The sequence below is a fragment of the Streptomyces sp. NPDC059832 genome, assembly GCF_042731715.1.
Taxonomy (GTDB): Bacteria; Actinomycetota; Actinomycetes; order Streptomycetales; family Streptomycetaceae; genus Streptomyces.
This window is the reverse complement of sequence record NZ_JBHWIY010000012.1, coordinates 217,932-231,598: the sequence shown is the minus strand read 5'-3', so window position 1 is coordinate 231,598 and position 13,667 is coordinate 217,932. Positions and strand designations below refer to the sequence as shown.

The following is a 13,667-nucleotide window of genomic DNA, read 5'->3' as shown; positions in this document are numbered from 1 at the left end:
CTGACAACGTTGTCCAAGGAGGAGTACCCCATGCACCGGACCCCACGGCCGCGACTTCGCGGTCCGGCGGCCGCACTCGCCGCCGTCGCGCTCCTCGGCGGCTTCCTCACCACCGGGGCCACGGCCCAGGCCGCGCCCCGTGCCGATGAACAACTGACCGACCTGGTCAACCCGTTCATCGGCACCCAGAACGAGGGCAACACCTACCCCGGCGCCTCCGTGCCGTTCGGCATGGTGCAGTTCTCCCCGGACACCGGCCACAACACCGGCTACGACTACGGCGAGAACCACATCCGCGGCTTCTCCACCGTCCATCTCTCCGGTGTCGGCTGCGGGCTCGGCGGAGATCTGCCGGCCCTGCCCACCACCGGCGACATCAGGCAGACCGACTACGCCAAGTACGCGGCGGAGTTCAGCCACGACGACGAGAAGGCGAGGCCCGGCTACTACAAGGTCGGGCTGAAGACCGGGATCGACGCCGAACTCACCGCGAGCCGGCGCACCGGTGTGCAGCGCTACACCTTCCCCGCCACCGACAAGGCCAACGTCCTGCTCAACGCGGGCCAGTCGCTGCACCGGACGCTCTCGTCCGAGGTGGAGATCCTCGACAACCGCACGGTACGGACCGCGATCACCGGCAGCGGATTCTGCCAGGACACCAAGCCGTACACGCTCTACACGATCACCCGCTTCGACCGGCCGTTCACCACCTCCGGCACCTGGAACGGCGACACCGTCACCGAAGGCTCCGAGGAATCCTCGGCCACCGGCGCACGCAACGGAGCCTGGCTGCGCTTTGACACCACGAAGGACCGCACGGTCGAGGCCACCACCGCCCTGAGCTACGTCGACGCGAGGGGCGCCGCACTCAACCTCCATGCCGAGGGCGGCCGCAGCTTCGACCACGTCGAGCACGCCGCTCAACAGGCCTGGGAGAAGCGGCTCGAAGGCGTGACGGCGCAGGGCGGCAGCGACCGGCTCCGCCGCACCTTCTACTCCTCCCTCTACCGGTCCTTCCTCGCCCCCAACATCGGCAGCGACACCGACGGCCGCTACACCGGCTGGGACCAGAAGGTCCACCGAGCTGTCGCCGCCGACGGGGCTTTCACCTACTACCAGAACTGGTCGCTCTGGGACACCTACCGCACCCAGGCCCAGCTCCTCTCCCTCCTCGCCCCGCGCGAGTCCCGGGACATGGCGCTCTCGGTCCTGCGCATCGACGCCGAGAGCGGCTGGCTGCCCAAGTGGGGCTACGGCACGGTCGAGACGAACATCATGACCGGCGACCCGGTCACCCCCTTCCTCACCAACGCCTACCAGCAGGGGCTGCTGAAGGGGCACGAGGAAGAGGCGTACCGCGCCCTGAAGAAGAACGCCGACGGCGTCCCGCCCGCCGACTCCGCACCCGTCGGCCGCGAGGCCAACGTCCAGTACCTCAAGGACGGGTTCGCCCCGTACATCAAGGACCGGCAGCACGCCAAGCCCGGCGACTCGGACTACGACCACGGGGCCTCCGCCACCCTGGAGTACGCGCTGTCCGACGCGATGCTCGGTGAGATGGCCCGCGATCTCGGCCACGAGGCCGACGCGAAGCGGTACGCGGAACGCGCCCGGAACTACCGGAAGATCTTCGACCCCTCGACCGGCTTCTTCCGCGCCCGCGACGCCGCCGGGGCCTTCACCGGACCCGCCGACCCGGCTGAGAGCGAAGGGTTCCACGAGGGCACGTCCTGGCAGTACCAGTGGCTCGTCCCGCAGGACCTGCCCGGCATGGTCGCGCTGATCGGCGGGAAGGACGCCGCCAACCAGCGGCTCGACTCCTTCTTCGCGTACGACGAACTGCTCGCCGACCCCGCGAAGACCGCCCGTGAGGTCTGGGTCAACGGCCCGTACGCGTACTACAACGCCGACAAGTACAACCCGCAGAACGAACCCGACCTGATCGCCCCGTACACCTATCTCTCCACCGGCCGGCCGTGGCAGACCACCGACGTGGTGCACGCGGCCCTGACCCTGTTCACCGACACCCCGACCGGCATGACCGGCAACGACGACCTCGGCACCATGTCCGCATGGATGGTGCTGTCCGCCATCGGCGTCTTCCCGGTCCAGCCCGGCACCGACACCTGGGGTCTGTCCACACCCGCCTTCGAGCGCGTCGACATCAGCCTCGACCGCCGCTACTACCCGCGCGGCTCGTTCACGGTCAGCGCACCCGGTGCCTCGGCCACGGACCGGTACATCCGGTCGGCCCGCCTCGACGGCACGGCGCGGTCGCGTACCTACCTGACCACCGACGACATCCGTTCGGCCCGCTCGCTCTCCTTCACGGTCGGCAGCGAGCCGTCGGCCTGGGGCACCTCCGCCGCGGACGCCCCGCCCGCCCTGGGCTGACGGTGGTCGTGGGGCGGGCGGCGTCCCGCCCGCCCCACAGCTCAGCTGCTCAGTTCGAACTCGGCCCGGATGCGCTTGCCCACCGGCACGCGTTCGGCGGTCAGCCGGTCGCACAGCGCCACCACGATCTCCATGCCATGGCCGCCGGGGCGCGTCGGATCGGGTGAGTAGAACAGCGGCAGGGCGGTGCTGGAGTCGTACACCGTGACGCTGACGCGCTCTGCGGTGCCCTCCAGTTCCAGCAGATACGGGCCCTGGCTGTAGCGGTCCGCGTTGGTGACCAGCTCGCTCACCGCCAGCAGCAGATCGCTGCGGGTGTGCTCACCGAAGACCGCGAGCCATTCGGCGGCCAGCCGGACCAGGAAGCGGTCGGCCAGTGCCCGTGCCTGCGCGATGCAGCCGGGCTCGCCGTCGAACACCTCGGCGCTGTGCAGAACCTCCGTGGACCGGTCCGGGCAGGGGCAGCCGGCCGGTCGCGAGGTGACCTGTTCGTTCATGTGCTCCAGCCAGGGCGACGCAGGGGTGTTCGGTGACAGCTTCTCGATGTCCGCCTACCCGCGACGAACGGTCCCACTCCGGGAAGGACCCGGCAGATCTCAGCCATGGCCGGTCCGCCCGGCCGCGGTCTCCGTGACGAGCGGTTCCGCCACGGCGCGCGCGGGTGCTTCGGGGGCGACCGGCAGCGTGAAACGGACGCGGGTGCCCTCGGAGGCATCCTCTTCCAGCCAGATTCGGCCCCCGTGGAACTCCACGATCTTCCGGCACAGGGCCAGGCCGATGCCCGTTCCCTCGTACTCGTCCCTGCCGTGCAGACGCTGGAAGATGACGAACACCTTCTGCGCGGACTCCGGCGGGATGCCGATGCCGTTGTCCGCCACCAGGAAGTGCCAGTCCCCGCCCTGCTGTACGCAGCCGACGGTGATCCGGCACGGTACGTCCGGCCGGCGGAACTTCACCGCGTTGCCGATCAGGTTCTGCCAGACCATGGAGAGCGCCGTGGCGTCCCCGGTCACCTCGGGCAGCGGGCCCTCCCGTACGACCGCGGCACCGGACTCCTCGACGACCAGCGCGAGATCGGCCAGCGCGCGGTCGAGGGTCCGGTCGAGACCGACCGGCTTCCACTTGTCGTGCACCCGTCCCACGCGGGAGAAGGCGAGCAGATCGTCGATCAGCACCTGCATCCGGTCCGCGCCGTCCACCGCGTAGTCGATGTACTGCCGGGCCCGGTCGTCGAGCGATGGAGCGGTCCGCTTCTCCAGGAGCCGGCAGAACGAGGCGACCTTGCGCAGCGGCTCCTGCAGATCGTGCGAGGCGACATAGGCGAACTGCTCCAGCTCCGCGTTGGAGCGGCGCAGCTCCTGGGCCTGCTCCGCCAGCAGCTTCTCGCGTTCCTGGGAATCGGCGAGCTCCTCGACGATACGGCGGCGCATGTCCTCGACGGCCGCCGCCACCGCGCGCACGTCCGAGGGTCCGCCGACCTCGATCCGGTTGCGGAACGCCCCCGAACGGACCGTGTCGGAGGCGGCGGTCAGCCGGTTCAGCGGCCGTCCCACCATCCGGTGCAGCAGCAGACTCAGCGAGACCACGGCCAGCAGGAAACCCGCGACCAGCGCGATGAACACCCGGTCCCGGGTGGTGCGGGCGGTGCTCAGATCGGCACGGGCCCGGTCGCGCGCCACGTCGAGATGGGCCTGCTGGGTGGTGTACAGCCGCCGCAGCGTGTCGAATTCGTCCTTGCTCTGCCGGATCGGGACCGAGGACTCGGAGGCCGGGCCGTCCCGGCGGACCGTGGTGACCAGCGGCTCGGCGTGCTGGCCCCGCCACTCCCGCGCGGCTTCGGCGATCCGGTCGAGATCGTCGGCGAAGGGCTGTTCGTCCCCGACGAGCGCCCGCACCCGGGCCAGCCGGAGGCTCTCGTCCCGCATCCCCTGCTCGTAGGGGCGCAGGAAGGTCGCATCACCGGTGAGCGCGAAACCGCGCACCCCGGTCTCCTGGTCCAGCAAGGCGTTCTGCAGTTGGAAGGACGACGAGCGGGCGGGCTGGATGCGGTCCACCAGCTCGGTGGTGCGGTCGGACATCCGGGACAGCACGAGGCCGCCGACGATCGATCCGGCGCAGACGATCAGCACGAAGACGGCAAGGATCAGATGCACCCAGTGCTGGACCGACAGGCGCGCGGCCGGGCCGCGCCGGGTGTCCGGCGCCACGGAGCGGCGGCTCATCGTGCGCCGCTCCGTCCCCAGCCCAGGTGGAGCACGGCAACGTCGTCCGCCAGACCGCCGTACGGGGACGCCGCGTCCGCGGCCTCGTCGACCAGGGTGTCGACGAAGGCACGGGCCGCCAGCGCCCCGTGCCGGCGGGCCAGGGCGAGCAGTCCCTCCTCGCCCAGCCGGGACCCCGGGCCGGACCGCCCCTCGAAGAGACCGTCGGTGAACAGGACGACCCTGCCGTCCTCGGGCAGCGACAGCTCCGAGGCGCTCCACCGCCCCGTCCCCGTCCCCGGCACCAGACCCAGCGCCATCCCGGGCTCGGGCTCCTCCCAGCTCACCCGGGCACCGCCGCGCAGCAGCAGTCCGGGGTGTCCGGCCCGCACCACCCGCACCCGGCGCCGGTCCGGGGCGAAGGCGAGCGAGGTGACGGTGGCGAAGACATGCGGGTCGGAGCGCTCGGCGACCAGGATCTCCTCCAGCAGCCTGACCTGTTCGAGCTGGCCGGTCGCGCACAGCACCGCAGTACGCCACGCCACCCGCAGACAGACCCCCAGCGCCGCCTCCGCCGCCCCGTGCCCCGACACATCGCCGATCACCGCGTGCACCGTCCCGTCGGACGTCTGCACCACGTCGTAGAAGTCCCCGCTGAGCAGGGCGTGCGCCCGGCCCGGCTCGTACCGCGCCACCGCTTCGAAGGAGTCGTCGAGCAGCAGGGGCACGGGCAGCAGCCCGCGTTCGAGGCGGGCGTTCTCCTGCGCCATCAGCCGGTTGGCACGCAGCGCCGCCGACGCCCGCTCGACCTGCTTGCGCTGGAGGGCGTACCGGACCGAGCGGCCCAGCGCCTCCGGATCGAGCCGCCCCTTGACGAGATAGTCCTGGGCCCCGGTCGCCACGGCCGACAGGCCCGTATCGGCCTCGGCCCGGCCGGTCAGCACCACGATGGCCGCGTCCGGCGCCGACTCGACGATCTGGGTGACGGCGTCGAGACCGAACACATCGGGAAGATGCAGATCGAGCAGTACGCAGCACGGGGTCCGGCTCCCGGCCAGGAACCGGCGTGCCTCCGTCAGCGTCTTGCACCAGGTCAGGGCGGAGTCCAGCTCGCTGTCCGCGAGCATTTCCTCGACGAGGAGCGCATCACCGGCGTCGTCCTCGACCAGCAGGATCACGGCGTCGACGTCCCACACCGAACCGTTGCCGAGCGGGGGAGGCCCCTGCTGCGCGGGGAAGGCGTCCGAGCGCACCGGTTTCGCCGGAGAACCGCCCGCGGGGAGCCCGGCCACTCTGCACCCCCTTGTACGTACGGCACGGCCCGACCCCGGCCGTATGGCAGCGAAGCATATGTGACCGACCCGTGAAGGGGGCGGCGGGGCACGGGCGGCGCGGTCGTCCACCACCCGTGCCCGGCAACCGCGCCGAACGGCCGTGAAGTCACGCGAACGGAGCAGCATCCGTTGCATGGCAGACTTGATCGGGGCGTTCGGCCCGGCAGGAGCAGGTACGGCGGTCGGCGCCACGAGAGACGGATGACAGAGGAACGGCAATGACGGTGACAGAGGACAGCCCGGAGCTCGCTCCCGGTACTGAGGAGTTCGGTCCCGGTATCGACCCGGAGCGGCTGGCCGTCTGCCTGAGTGTGCTCGACGAACTCGACACCATCGACGTCGACCACCCCGACGCCATCGTCGTGCGCCGTGCCACGGCCGGGATCTACCGGACGGTGAAGCAGCGCCGCCGCCAGGAGCGCCGCGCCGCCAAGACCGCGCACGACAAGGCGGTCACCGAAGCCACCGCGACCGGCTCGGCCGACCGGATCGACGACGAGACCCAGGGTGTCCTGCCCTCGTCGTCCGCCCGCGCCGAGATCGCGGGCGTGCTCCAGCGGCCCCGGTCCTGCTACATCTGCAAGACCAGGTACGTGGAAGTGGACGCGTTCTACCACCAGCTCTGCCAGCAGTGCGCTAAGGAGAACCGCTCGCGCCGCGACGCACGGACCGACCTCACCGGCCGACGCGCGCTGCTGACCGGCGGCCGGGCGAAGATCGGCATGTACATCGCGCTGCGGCTGCTGCGCGACGGGGCCCACACCACCATCACCACCCGCTTCCCCAACGACGCGATCCGCCGCTTCAAGGCGATGCCGGACAGCGACGAGTGGATCCACCGGCTGAAGATCGTCGGCATCGACCTGCGCGACCCCGCCCAGGTCGTCGCGCTCGCCGACTCGGTCGCCGCCGAGGGCCCGCTGGACATCCTGATCAACAACGCGGCCCAGACGGTGCGCCGCTCCGCGAACGCGTACAGCGAGCTGGTCAACGCCGAGTCCGCGCCGCTCCCGGCGGGCGAGCTGCCCCCCGCCGAGGTCATCGGCACCTTCGGCAGCGGCACCGTCGACCGGGTCGCGGCCCTGCCGGCCGCGCGCAAGGAAGGCCTGAGCGCGCAGGACGTCACCGAGCTCGCCCTGGTCACCGGCTCCGCCTCCCTGGAGCGGATCGCCGCCGGGACGGCGATCGACGCGGGCGGACTGGTGCCCGACCTGCACGACACCAACAGCTGGATCCAGACGGTCGAGGAGGTCGAGCCGATGGAGCTGCTGGAAGTCCAGCTCTGCAACTCCACCGCCCCGTTCATCCTGATCAGCCGGCTCCGTCCGGCCATGGCGGCGACGGCCGCCGAGCGCGCCTACGTGGTCAACGTCTCCGCGATGGAGGGTGTGTTCAGCCGCGGCTACAAGGGCGCGGGCCACCCGCACACGAACATGGCCAAGGCCGCCCTGAACATGCTCACCCGGACCAGCGCCCAGGAGATGTTCGAGAAGGACGGCATCCTGATGACCGCCGTCGACACCGGCTGGATCACCGACGAGCGCCCCCACCCCGACAAGATCCGCCTCGCCGAGGAGGGTTTCCACGCCCCGCTGGACCTGGTCGACGGCGCCGCCCGCGTCTACGACCCGATCGTGCGCGGCGAGGACGGCGAGGATCTGTACGGCTGCTTCCTCAAGGACTACGCGCCGGCCAACTGGTAGTCGCCCGGTGAGGCGGCGTGGATGCGCCGCCGTGGACCCGGCCGGGAGTCGATCCTGGTCGGGTCTTTTCCATATGCGGTGGCTGAAAGTGACCTAGAGCACACGTTCCATCGAGCGCGGAAGCGCTCATTTGGTTACCCTGATGTGAACGGACGTAATCGAGGAGTCCACAAACCTTCCTCGACCGTCCCGGGACAGGCTTGTCAACCAAGTCGCCGTCCCGCCCCGTACCCGGCGCCACCGCGACCGAACCGTTCTTTGCCCCTGCCCCACACGGGTGGCTGATTCCCGGTAATGAGGCCGGAGCATCGGCGACGCCCGGGGCTACGCGACACAAAGGAGTGCGCGGTGACGACACCGGAAATGACGAAGCACGAGAAGCGACCGGCCGAACGGCACGGAGACCGGGCCCGCAGGCCCGAGAAGCTCCGGAACATCGAGGTCTGGGCCAGGTCCGCACCGATCCGGCTGGCCGGCTACGAGGACGACCTCGCCGAGCCGCACATCCTGCCGAGCGTCGACTGACTCCGCTTCGCACCCCGGCACCAACACCCGAGCTCCGGCCCGCATCGCGCGGGCCGGAGCTCTGCCGGTCGGGGCGTGCGCCGTTCACCGGACCGCATGCGCCACGGCCGCCCCGGCGAACGAAAGACCGACGCCCGCACCGACGGTGAGCACCAGATATCCGGCCGCCATGGCCAGCCGGCGGGCCGAGGTGAGGGTCAGCAGCTCGTACGAGAACGTCGACCAGGTCGACAGCGCGCCGCAGAAGCCGGTGGCGAGCAGCAGCTGGGCCCGGGGCCCCAGATCCCCGTCGGTCACCGCCTCGGAGAGGAAGCCGAGGAGCAACGCCGCCGCCGCGTTGGCCGCGAAGGTGCCCCACGGAAAGGCGGTGTGGAGGCGGAATTTGGCATCCACGCCGAGCAGATAACGAACCGGAGCCCCCACCAGTGCGCCGGCGAGCACCAGCAGCCAGTCGGTCACAGGACGCCGTCACGGTCCGCGTAGCCGCGTCCGAGCGCGAAATGCGCGGCGAAGGCGCCCGCCGTCACGGCGGCAAGGGCCACGACGACCGTCAGCAGCAGATAGCCGACCGCATGGCCGGGCCGGCCGTTCTCGAAGAGCTGCCGCACATTGTTCGTGTAGTGGGAGAACGTGGTGAACCCGCCGAGCACACCGGTGCCCAGCAGCGGACTGATCAGCCGGGGCGATCCGGGGAAGCGCAGCTTCAAGGTGACCATCAGGACACCCATGAGGAAGCAGCCCACGGCGTTGATCAGCACAGTCGTCCAGGGGAACGCCGAAGTGCCGGTCGGCCAGAGCCGCTCGGCACCGTGGCGGGCCACGGCCCCCGCGGCGCCGCCGATCGCGACGGCCATCACGACGGCCGGCTGCGCCCCCGGATGGTGATCGGGATGGGTGTGGTGGTGCAGTCGCATCCTCGGGAACATCCGGCGAACCTAGCGAGCGGACCCGGACGCACACGCCCAGCACGCGGAACGGCGCGCTCACGGACTCGACCGGAGTAGCAGAACACCGCACGGCGAGAAGAGCCGCCCGGCATATGCATTGATGGCGGTAGGCCAATTTCCGCCCTCTTCGTCCCGTGAGGGGAGCGGCCCTTCTCCGTCGAGCTGTTGGAGCTCCCCTTGCCCATCGCCGAGCCGGCTGTCGTCCGGAAACTCGAAAGCCGGCAACCGACCGCCTTCCTCCTGGCCTCGGTCCGCGGAGTCGGGCAGGTGGACCTCCAACCGTGCATCTGGACAGGCGCGTTCATCCTCGCCGGGCTGTGGGCGGCGGGCTGGCAGATCGGGCTCTTCGCCACCCTGGGCACCGCCGTCTCGACGCTGACCGCCTACGTGCTCCGCGTCGACCGGTCCGGCATCGCCCTCGGCCTCCATGGGTACTCCGGCTGCCTCACCGGCATCGCGCTGGTCACCTCGCTCGGGAACCACCCCGCGACCTATGTGCTCGCGGTCATCGGCTCGATCCTGTGCACCGTACTGACCATGACGCTGACGACCCTGCTCAAGCCGTACGGACTCACCGCGCTCACCGCACCGTTCTGCCTGGTCTCCGGCGTCATGGTGCTCGGGGCGCCGTCCTTCGGCCGGATCTGGCACGGAGCGCCGAAGCCCGTGTCCAGCACCACCAGCGGGGACACCGCGATCTCCTGGGACGACCTGTGGCACGCCTTCTTCACCAATGTCTCGCAGGTCTTCCTGGTGGACGCGTGGTACGTCGGGCTCATCATGCTCGTCGGCCTCGCCTTCGCCGGAGTGCGCGTGGTGCTGTACGCGGCGGCCGGCAGCGTCGTCGGGATCTTCGCCGCCTGGGCGCTCGGCGCCCCCACCGCGCTGATCGCCGACGGGATCTACGGATACAACGCCGTGCTCGTCGCCATCGCCGTCGGCGCGGTCTTCCTCACCGCCACGGTGTGGAACGGGGCGTACGCGCTCTTCGGCGCCGCGGCCTCCACCGGCCTGACCGCCTCACTGACCTCGTTCTTCAAACCGTTCGGCGGCCACACCTTCACCTGGCCGTTCATCCTCGTGACCTGGGTACTCATGGCGGCCGTCCCGTTGCTGCCCCGCTTCCGCAGGAGCGGCTGACCGCCCGGCCCGTACCCACCCCGCCCCCTTTTCGCATCCCAGAGGAAGGTACTGACGATGAACCTCGCACCTCGCGAGATCGACAAACTGCTGGTGTACGTCGTGGCCGACCTGGCCCGCAAGCGCCGGGGCCGTGGCCTCAAGCTCAACTACAGCGAGTCCGTGGCGCTGATCAGCGAGGCGATCCTGGAAGCCGCGCGCGACGGCAAGAGCGTCGCCGACTGCATGGAACTCGGCCGTCACGTCGTCGGCGAGGACGACACCATGCCGGGCGTACGGGACATGCTCGGACTGCTCCAGATCGAAGCGTCCTTCGTGGACGGCACCAAACTGGTGTCCTGCCACGACCCCATCGGCGGCTGAACCGGTGTCCGACCACTGCCGGGTGATCGCCGTGTGCGGCCACGAGGCCGCGTACGGAGAGGCGCTGCACGGCCTGGTGGACCCCGAGGTGACCGTCGTACCCAACGGGCGCGCGCTGTTCCGGACCATCGCCGCGCTGAGCCGCCGGGGCGAGCAGAGCTGCGTCGTCCCGATGACGCTCGGCCGCGACCCGGAACTCGTCGCGGACGCCGCCCGCACACTGCGCGCACTGCCCGCCGCCGAACGCGCCGCGACCGTGCTGGCCGAGCCGTTCGGCACCTCCCAGCATCTGACCGCCTGGCTGCGCGCGGCGGCGGGCCGTGCCCCGGACAGCTCCGCGCTGCTGGTCACGGCCCCGGCCGGCGACCCGTTCGAGGACGCCGAGCTGTACCGGGTCGCGAGCCTGGTCCGCCGCTACGGCAGCCACGACCTGGTCGAGGTCGCGTTCGCCGGGGGCGACCCCGATCCCGCCGAGGGGGTCCGGCGCTGCCGGCTGCTGGGCGCGCGGCACGTGGTGCTGCTCCCGGCGGCGTTCGCGCGGCCCGAGGTGCCCGACGTACCCGGTACACGGGTCGAATCCGCCGGTCCGCTGATCGCTCCCGCGGCACTGGCCCGGGTGCTCGCAGAGCGCGTGGCCGATGCCCGGCGGCACCGGGGCGAGCACGGCGACGACGGCATCGCGGCCGGACTTACCGCCGCCGACAACCACGGTCATTCCCACAGCCACCCACCGGGCGGCGGACACGACCACGGTCACGGACATCCGCACCCGCATCGGCACCCGCACGTCCATGGTGCGGGCCAAGTCATCAGGAGCATCGCATGACGTTCCGTCAGAGGTACCTCTACGGCAAGGAACCGATCGAGATCAACGCCGGTCGCCGCACGGTGGAACTCACCGTGCACAACACCGGGGACCGCGCGGTCCAGGTCGGCTCGCACTACCACTTCTTCGAGGTCAACTCGGCGCTGTCGTTCGACCGCCGGAAGGCGCTCGGCATGCACCTCAACATCCCCGCCGGCACGTCGGTACGCATCGAGCCCGGCGGCACGCGCGACGTGGAGCTGTGCGCGTACGCCGGAACCGGCCGGCTCGTCGGGTTCAGCGGGCTGCTCAACGGCAGCCTCGCCTCGCACCCGGTCAAGGTCGAGGCCGTCCGCAAGGCGATCGAGCTGGGCTTCCAGGGCACGCAGGACGGTGACGGCGACGACTCCGGGGCACCGCGGAAGGGCCCCGGGAGCAGCAAGACCACCAAGGGTTCGAAGGACTCCAAGGACTCCAAGGACTCCAAGGACTCCAAGGACTCCAAGGCAAAGAAGAAGGGTTCGCGCTGATGCCCGTCCTGCCGCGCAAGCAGTACACCGACATGTTCGGCCCGACGGTCGGCGACCGCTTCCACCTCGCCGACACCAACCTCGTCGTCGAGGTCGAGAAGGACTTCAGCGAGGGCCTGTACGGGGACGAGGTCCTCTACGGCGGCGGCAAGACCATGCGTGACGGCATGGCCTCCGACCCGCAGGCCACCTCCACCCAGGGCGCGCTCGACACCGTCATCACGAACGTCGTGGTCATCGACCCCGTCGTCGGTGTCGTCAAGTGCGACATCGGCATCAAGGACGGCTTCATCGCCGGCATCGGCAAGTCGGGCAACCCGCAGACGCAGAACAACGTCCACCCGAACCTGGTCATCGGGCCGGGCACCGAGGCCATCGCCGGTGAGCACCTCATCGCCACCGCGGGCGCCATCGACACCCATGTCCACCTGATCGCGCCGCAACAGGCCGAGCAGGCGCTCACCAACGGCATCACCACCCTCATCGGCGGTGGCACCGGTCCCTCCGACGGCACGAACGGCACCACCTGCACACCCGGCCCGTACAACATCGCCCGCTTCCTCCAGGCGGCCGAGACCTTCCCGGTCAACCTCGGCATCATGGGCAAGGGGAACGGCAGCCTGCCGGAGGCGCTCAATGAGCAGATCGAGGCCGGGGCCTGTGCCCTGAAGGTCCACGAGGACTGGGGCGCCACCCCCGCCGTGATCGACAACGCGCTGAGCGTCGCGGACCGGTACGACGTCCAGGTGGCCATCCACACCGACAGCCTCAACGAGGGCGGCTTCTTCGAGGACACCCGCTCCGCGTTCGACGGCCGCACCATCCACACCTTCCACAGCGAGGGCGCGGGCGGCGGCCACGCCCCGGACATCCTGCGGGTCGCCGGCGAGCCGAACGTACTGCCTTCCTCCACCAACCCGACGCTGCCGTACACCAAGAACTCGGTGGACGAACTGCTCGACATGGTCATGGTCTGCCACCACCTCAGCCACGACATTCCGGAGGACGTCTCCTTCGCCGACAGCCGCGTGCGCGCCGAGACGATCGCCGCCGAGTCGGTCCTGCACGACCTCGGCGTGATCAGCATGGTCTCCTCCGACTCGCAGGCCATGGGCCGGGTCGGTGAGTCCGTCACCCGGGCCTTCCAGATCGCCCACCACTGCAAGGACAAGCTGGGCACGATGGAGGGCGACTCGGCCCGCAACGACAACCAGCGGGTGCTGCGCTACCTCGCGAAGGTCACGATCAACCCGGCCATCGCCACCGGCATCTCCGACCACGTCGGCTCGATCGAGAGGGGCAAGCTCGCCGACATCGTGCTCTGGCCCATCCACTCCTTCGGTGCCAAGCCGAAGATGGTGATCAAGGGCGGCATCATCTCCTGGGCGCAGATGGGCGACCCCAACGCCTCCTTGCCGACCCCGCAACCGGTGATCTACCGCCCGATGTTCGGGCAGTACGGCAAGGCCCTGCAGGCGACGCACGTCACCTTCATGTCCCAGGCCGGTATCGCCGCCGGGGTACCGGCCGAACTGGGCCTGGAACGCAAGATCCTTCCGGTGGGCGGAACCCGGACCATCGGCAAGCACAACATGATCCGCAACAACGAGCTGCCGGACATCAAAGTCGACCCGGAGACGTTCAAGGTCACGCTCAACGGCAAGATCGCCACCATCGACCCGGCCGAGGAACTTCCCCTCAACCACCTGTTCTTCCTGGTCTAGG

General features: G+C 70.3%; 13 protein-coding genes. 8 read left to right on the top strand and 5 right to left on the bottom strand.

The annotated features are described in order from the left end of the window. The first annotated feature begins 30 nt into the window (after window positions 1–30). Window positions 31–2,394, top strand: coding sequence for a GH92 family glycosyl hydrolase (locus ACFV8T_RS23060; RefSeq protein ID WP_385330378.1), 2,364 nt, complete (start codon window positions 31–33; stop codon window positions 2,392–2,394). Window positions 2,395–2,435: 41 nt separating this feature from the next. Here ACFV8T_RS23060 and ACFV8T_RS23055 read toward each other — a convergent pair whose 3' ends face one another. From ACFV8T_RS23055 to ACFV8T_RS23045, 3 genes are all read right to left on the bottom strand, one after another. Then, window positions 2,436–2,891 (bottom strand): ATP-binding protein, encoded by a 456-nt coding sequence (locus ACFV8T_RS23055; protein WP_266430109.1) that lies wholly within the window; start codon window positions 2,889–2,891, stop codon window positions 2,436–2,438. 99 nt (window positions 2,892–2,990) lie between these two features. Beyond that, a complete protein-coding gene (locus ACFV8T_RS23050) occupies window positions 2,991–4,616 on the bottom strand; it encodes an ATP-binding protein (protein WP_385330375.1) in 1,626 nt (541 codons plus the stop codon). Further along, window positions 4,613–5,887: a PP2C family protein-serine/threonine phosphatase gene (locus ACFV8T_RS23045; protein WP_385330372.1), complete on the bottom strand. Its 1,275-nt coding sequence runs from the start codon at window positions 5,885–5,887 to the stop codon at window positions 4,613–4,615. Before ACFV8T_RS23045 ends, ACFV8T_RS23050 begins: the two co-directional genes overlap by 4 nt. A gap of 260 nt (window positions 5,888–6,147) precedes the next feature. Between ACFV8T_RS23045 and ACFV8T_RS23040 the strand changes: the two genes are divergently transcribed. Both ACFV8T_RS23040 and ACFV8T_RS23035 read left to right on the top strand, forming a co-directional pair. After that, the gene (locus ACFV8T_RS23040) at window positions 6,148–7,632 is read left to right on the top strand and encodes an SDR family NAD(P)-dependent oxidoreductase (RefSeq protein WP_385330369.1); all 1,485 of its coding nucleotides are present in this window, start codon (window positions 6,148–6,150) and stop codon (window positions 7,630–7,632) included. A 348-nt stretch (window positions 7,633–7,980) separates the two neighbouring features. Further along, window positions 7,981–8,157 carry a hypothetical protein gene (locus tag ACFV8T_RS23035; RefSeq protein WP_385330480.1) on the top strand — a complete coding sequence of 59 codons (177 nt, stop codon included), beginning with the start codon at window positions 7,981–7,983 and terminating at the stop codon, window positions 8,155–8,157. 84 nt (window positions 8,158–8,241) lie between these two features. On the opposite strand, the gene ACFV8T_RS23030 is transcribed toward ACFV8T_RS23035, so the two are convergent. Both ACFV8T_RS23030 and ACFV8T_RS23025 read right to left on the bottom strand, forming a co-directional pair. Beyond that, window positions 8,242–8,616, bottom strand: a complete 375-nt coding sequence (locus ACFV8T_RS23030) for a fluoride efflux transporter FluC (RefSeq protein WP_385330366.1) — start codon at window positions 8,614–8,616, stop codon at window positions 8,242–8,244. Further along, complete coding sequence (locus ACFV8T_RS23025; RefSeq protein ID WP_385330363.1) at window positions 8,613–9,083, bottom strand: fluoride efflux transporter FluC; 471 nt, start codon at window positions 9,081–9,083, stop codon at window positions 8,613–8,615. Before ACFV8T_RS23025 ends, ACFV8T_RS23030 begins: the two co-directional genes overlap by 4 nt. A 198-nt stretch (window positions 9,084–9,281) precedes the next feature. Here ACFV8T_RS23025 and ACFV8T_RS23020 point away from each other — a divergent pair, with 198 nt between their 5' ends. The 5 genes from ACFV8T_RS23020 to ureC are packed head-to-tail and all read left to right on the top strand — an operon-like array spanning window position 9,282 to window position 13,666. Then, entirely contained in the window at window positions 9,282–10,244 is a 963-nt protein-coding gene (locus ACFV8T_RS23020; protein ID WP_385330360.1) for an urea transporter, read from the top strand. 57 nt (window positions 10,245–10,301) lie between these two features. Next, a complete protein-coding gene (locus tag ACFV8T_RS23015) occupies window positions 10,302–10,607 on the top strand; it encodes an urease subunit gamma (RefSeq protein WP_385330357.1) in 306 nt (101 codons plus the stop codon). A gap of 4 nt (window positions 10,608–10,611) precedes the next feature. Beyond that, complete coding sequence (locus ACFV8T_RS23010; protein ID WP_385330355.1) at window positions 10,612–11,433, top strand: cobalamin biosynthesis protein CbiX; 822 nt, start codon at window positions 10,612–10,614, stop codon at window positions 11,431–11,433. After that, window positions 11,430–11,942 (top strand): urease subunit beta, encoded by a 513-nt coding sequence (locus ACFV8T_RS23005; protein WP_385330352.1) that lies wholly within the window; start codon window positions 11,430–11,432, stop codon window positions 11,940–11,942. The genes ACFV8T_RS23010 and ACFV8T_RS23005 overlap by 4 nt, the downstream gene beginning before the upstream one ends. Then, window positions 11,942–13,666 carry an urease subunit alpha gene (gene ureC, locus ACFV8T_RS23000; protein ID WP_385330350.1) on the top strand — a complete coding sequence of 575 codons (1,725 nt, stop codon included), beginning with the start codon at window positions 11,942–11,944 and terminating at the stop codon, window positions 13,664–13,666. The genes ACFV8T_RS23005 and ureC overlap by 1 nt, the downstream gene beginning before the upstream one ends. Window position 13,667 lies beyond the last annotated feature (1 nt).

What these genes read in the sequence shown, in the direction of transcription:
- ACFV8T_RS23060 (WP_385330378.1), top strand. Translation starts at nt 31, where the DNA reads ATGCACCGGACCCCACGGCCGCGACTTCGCGGTCCGGCGGCCGCACTC.
- ACFV8T_RS23055 (WP_266430109.1), bottom strand. Translation starts at nt 2,891, where the DNA reads ATGAACGAACAGGTCACCTCGCGACCGGCCGGCTGCCCCTGCCCGGAC.
- ACFV8T_RS23050 (WP_385330375.1), bottom strand. Translation starts at nt 4,616, where the DNA reads ATGAGCCGCCGCTCCGTGGCGCCGGACACCCGGCGCGGCCCGGCCGCG.
- ACFV8T_RS23040 (WP_385330369.1), top strand. Translation starts at nt 6,148, where the DNA reads ATGACGGTGACAGAGGACAGCCCGGAGCTCGCTCCCGGTACTGAGGAG.
- ACFV8T_RS23025 (WP_385330363.1), bottom strand. Translation starts at nt 9,083, where the DNA reads ATGTTCCCGAGGATGCGACTGCACCACCACACCCATCCCGATCACCAT.
- ACFV8T_RS23015 (WP_385330357.1), top strand. Translation starts at nt 10,302, where the DNA reads ATGAACCTCGCACCTCGCGAGATCGACAAACTGCTGGTGTACGTCGTG.
- ACFV8T_RS23005 (WP_385330352.1), top strand. Translation starts at nt 11,430, where the DNA reads ATGACGTTCCGTCAGAGGTACCTCTACGGCAAGGAACCGATCGAGATC.
- ureC (WP_385330350.1), top strand. Translation starts at nt 11,942, where the DNA reads ATGCCCGTCCTGCCGCGCAAGCAGTACACCGACATGTTCGGCCCGACG.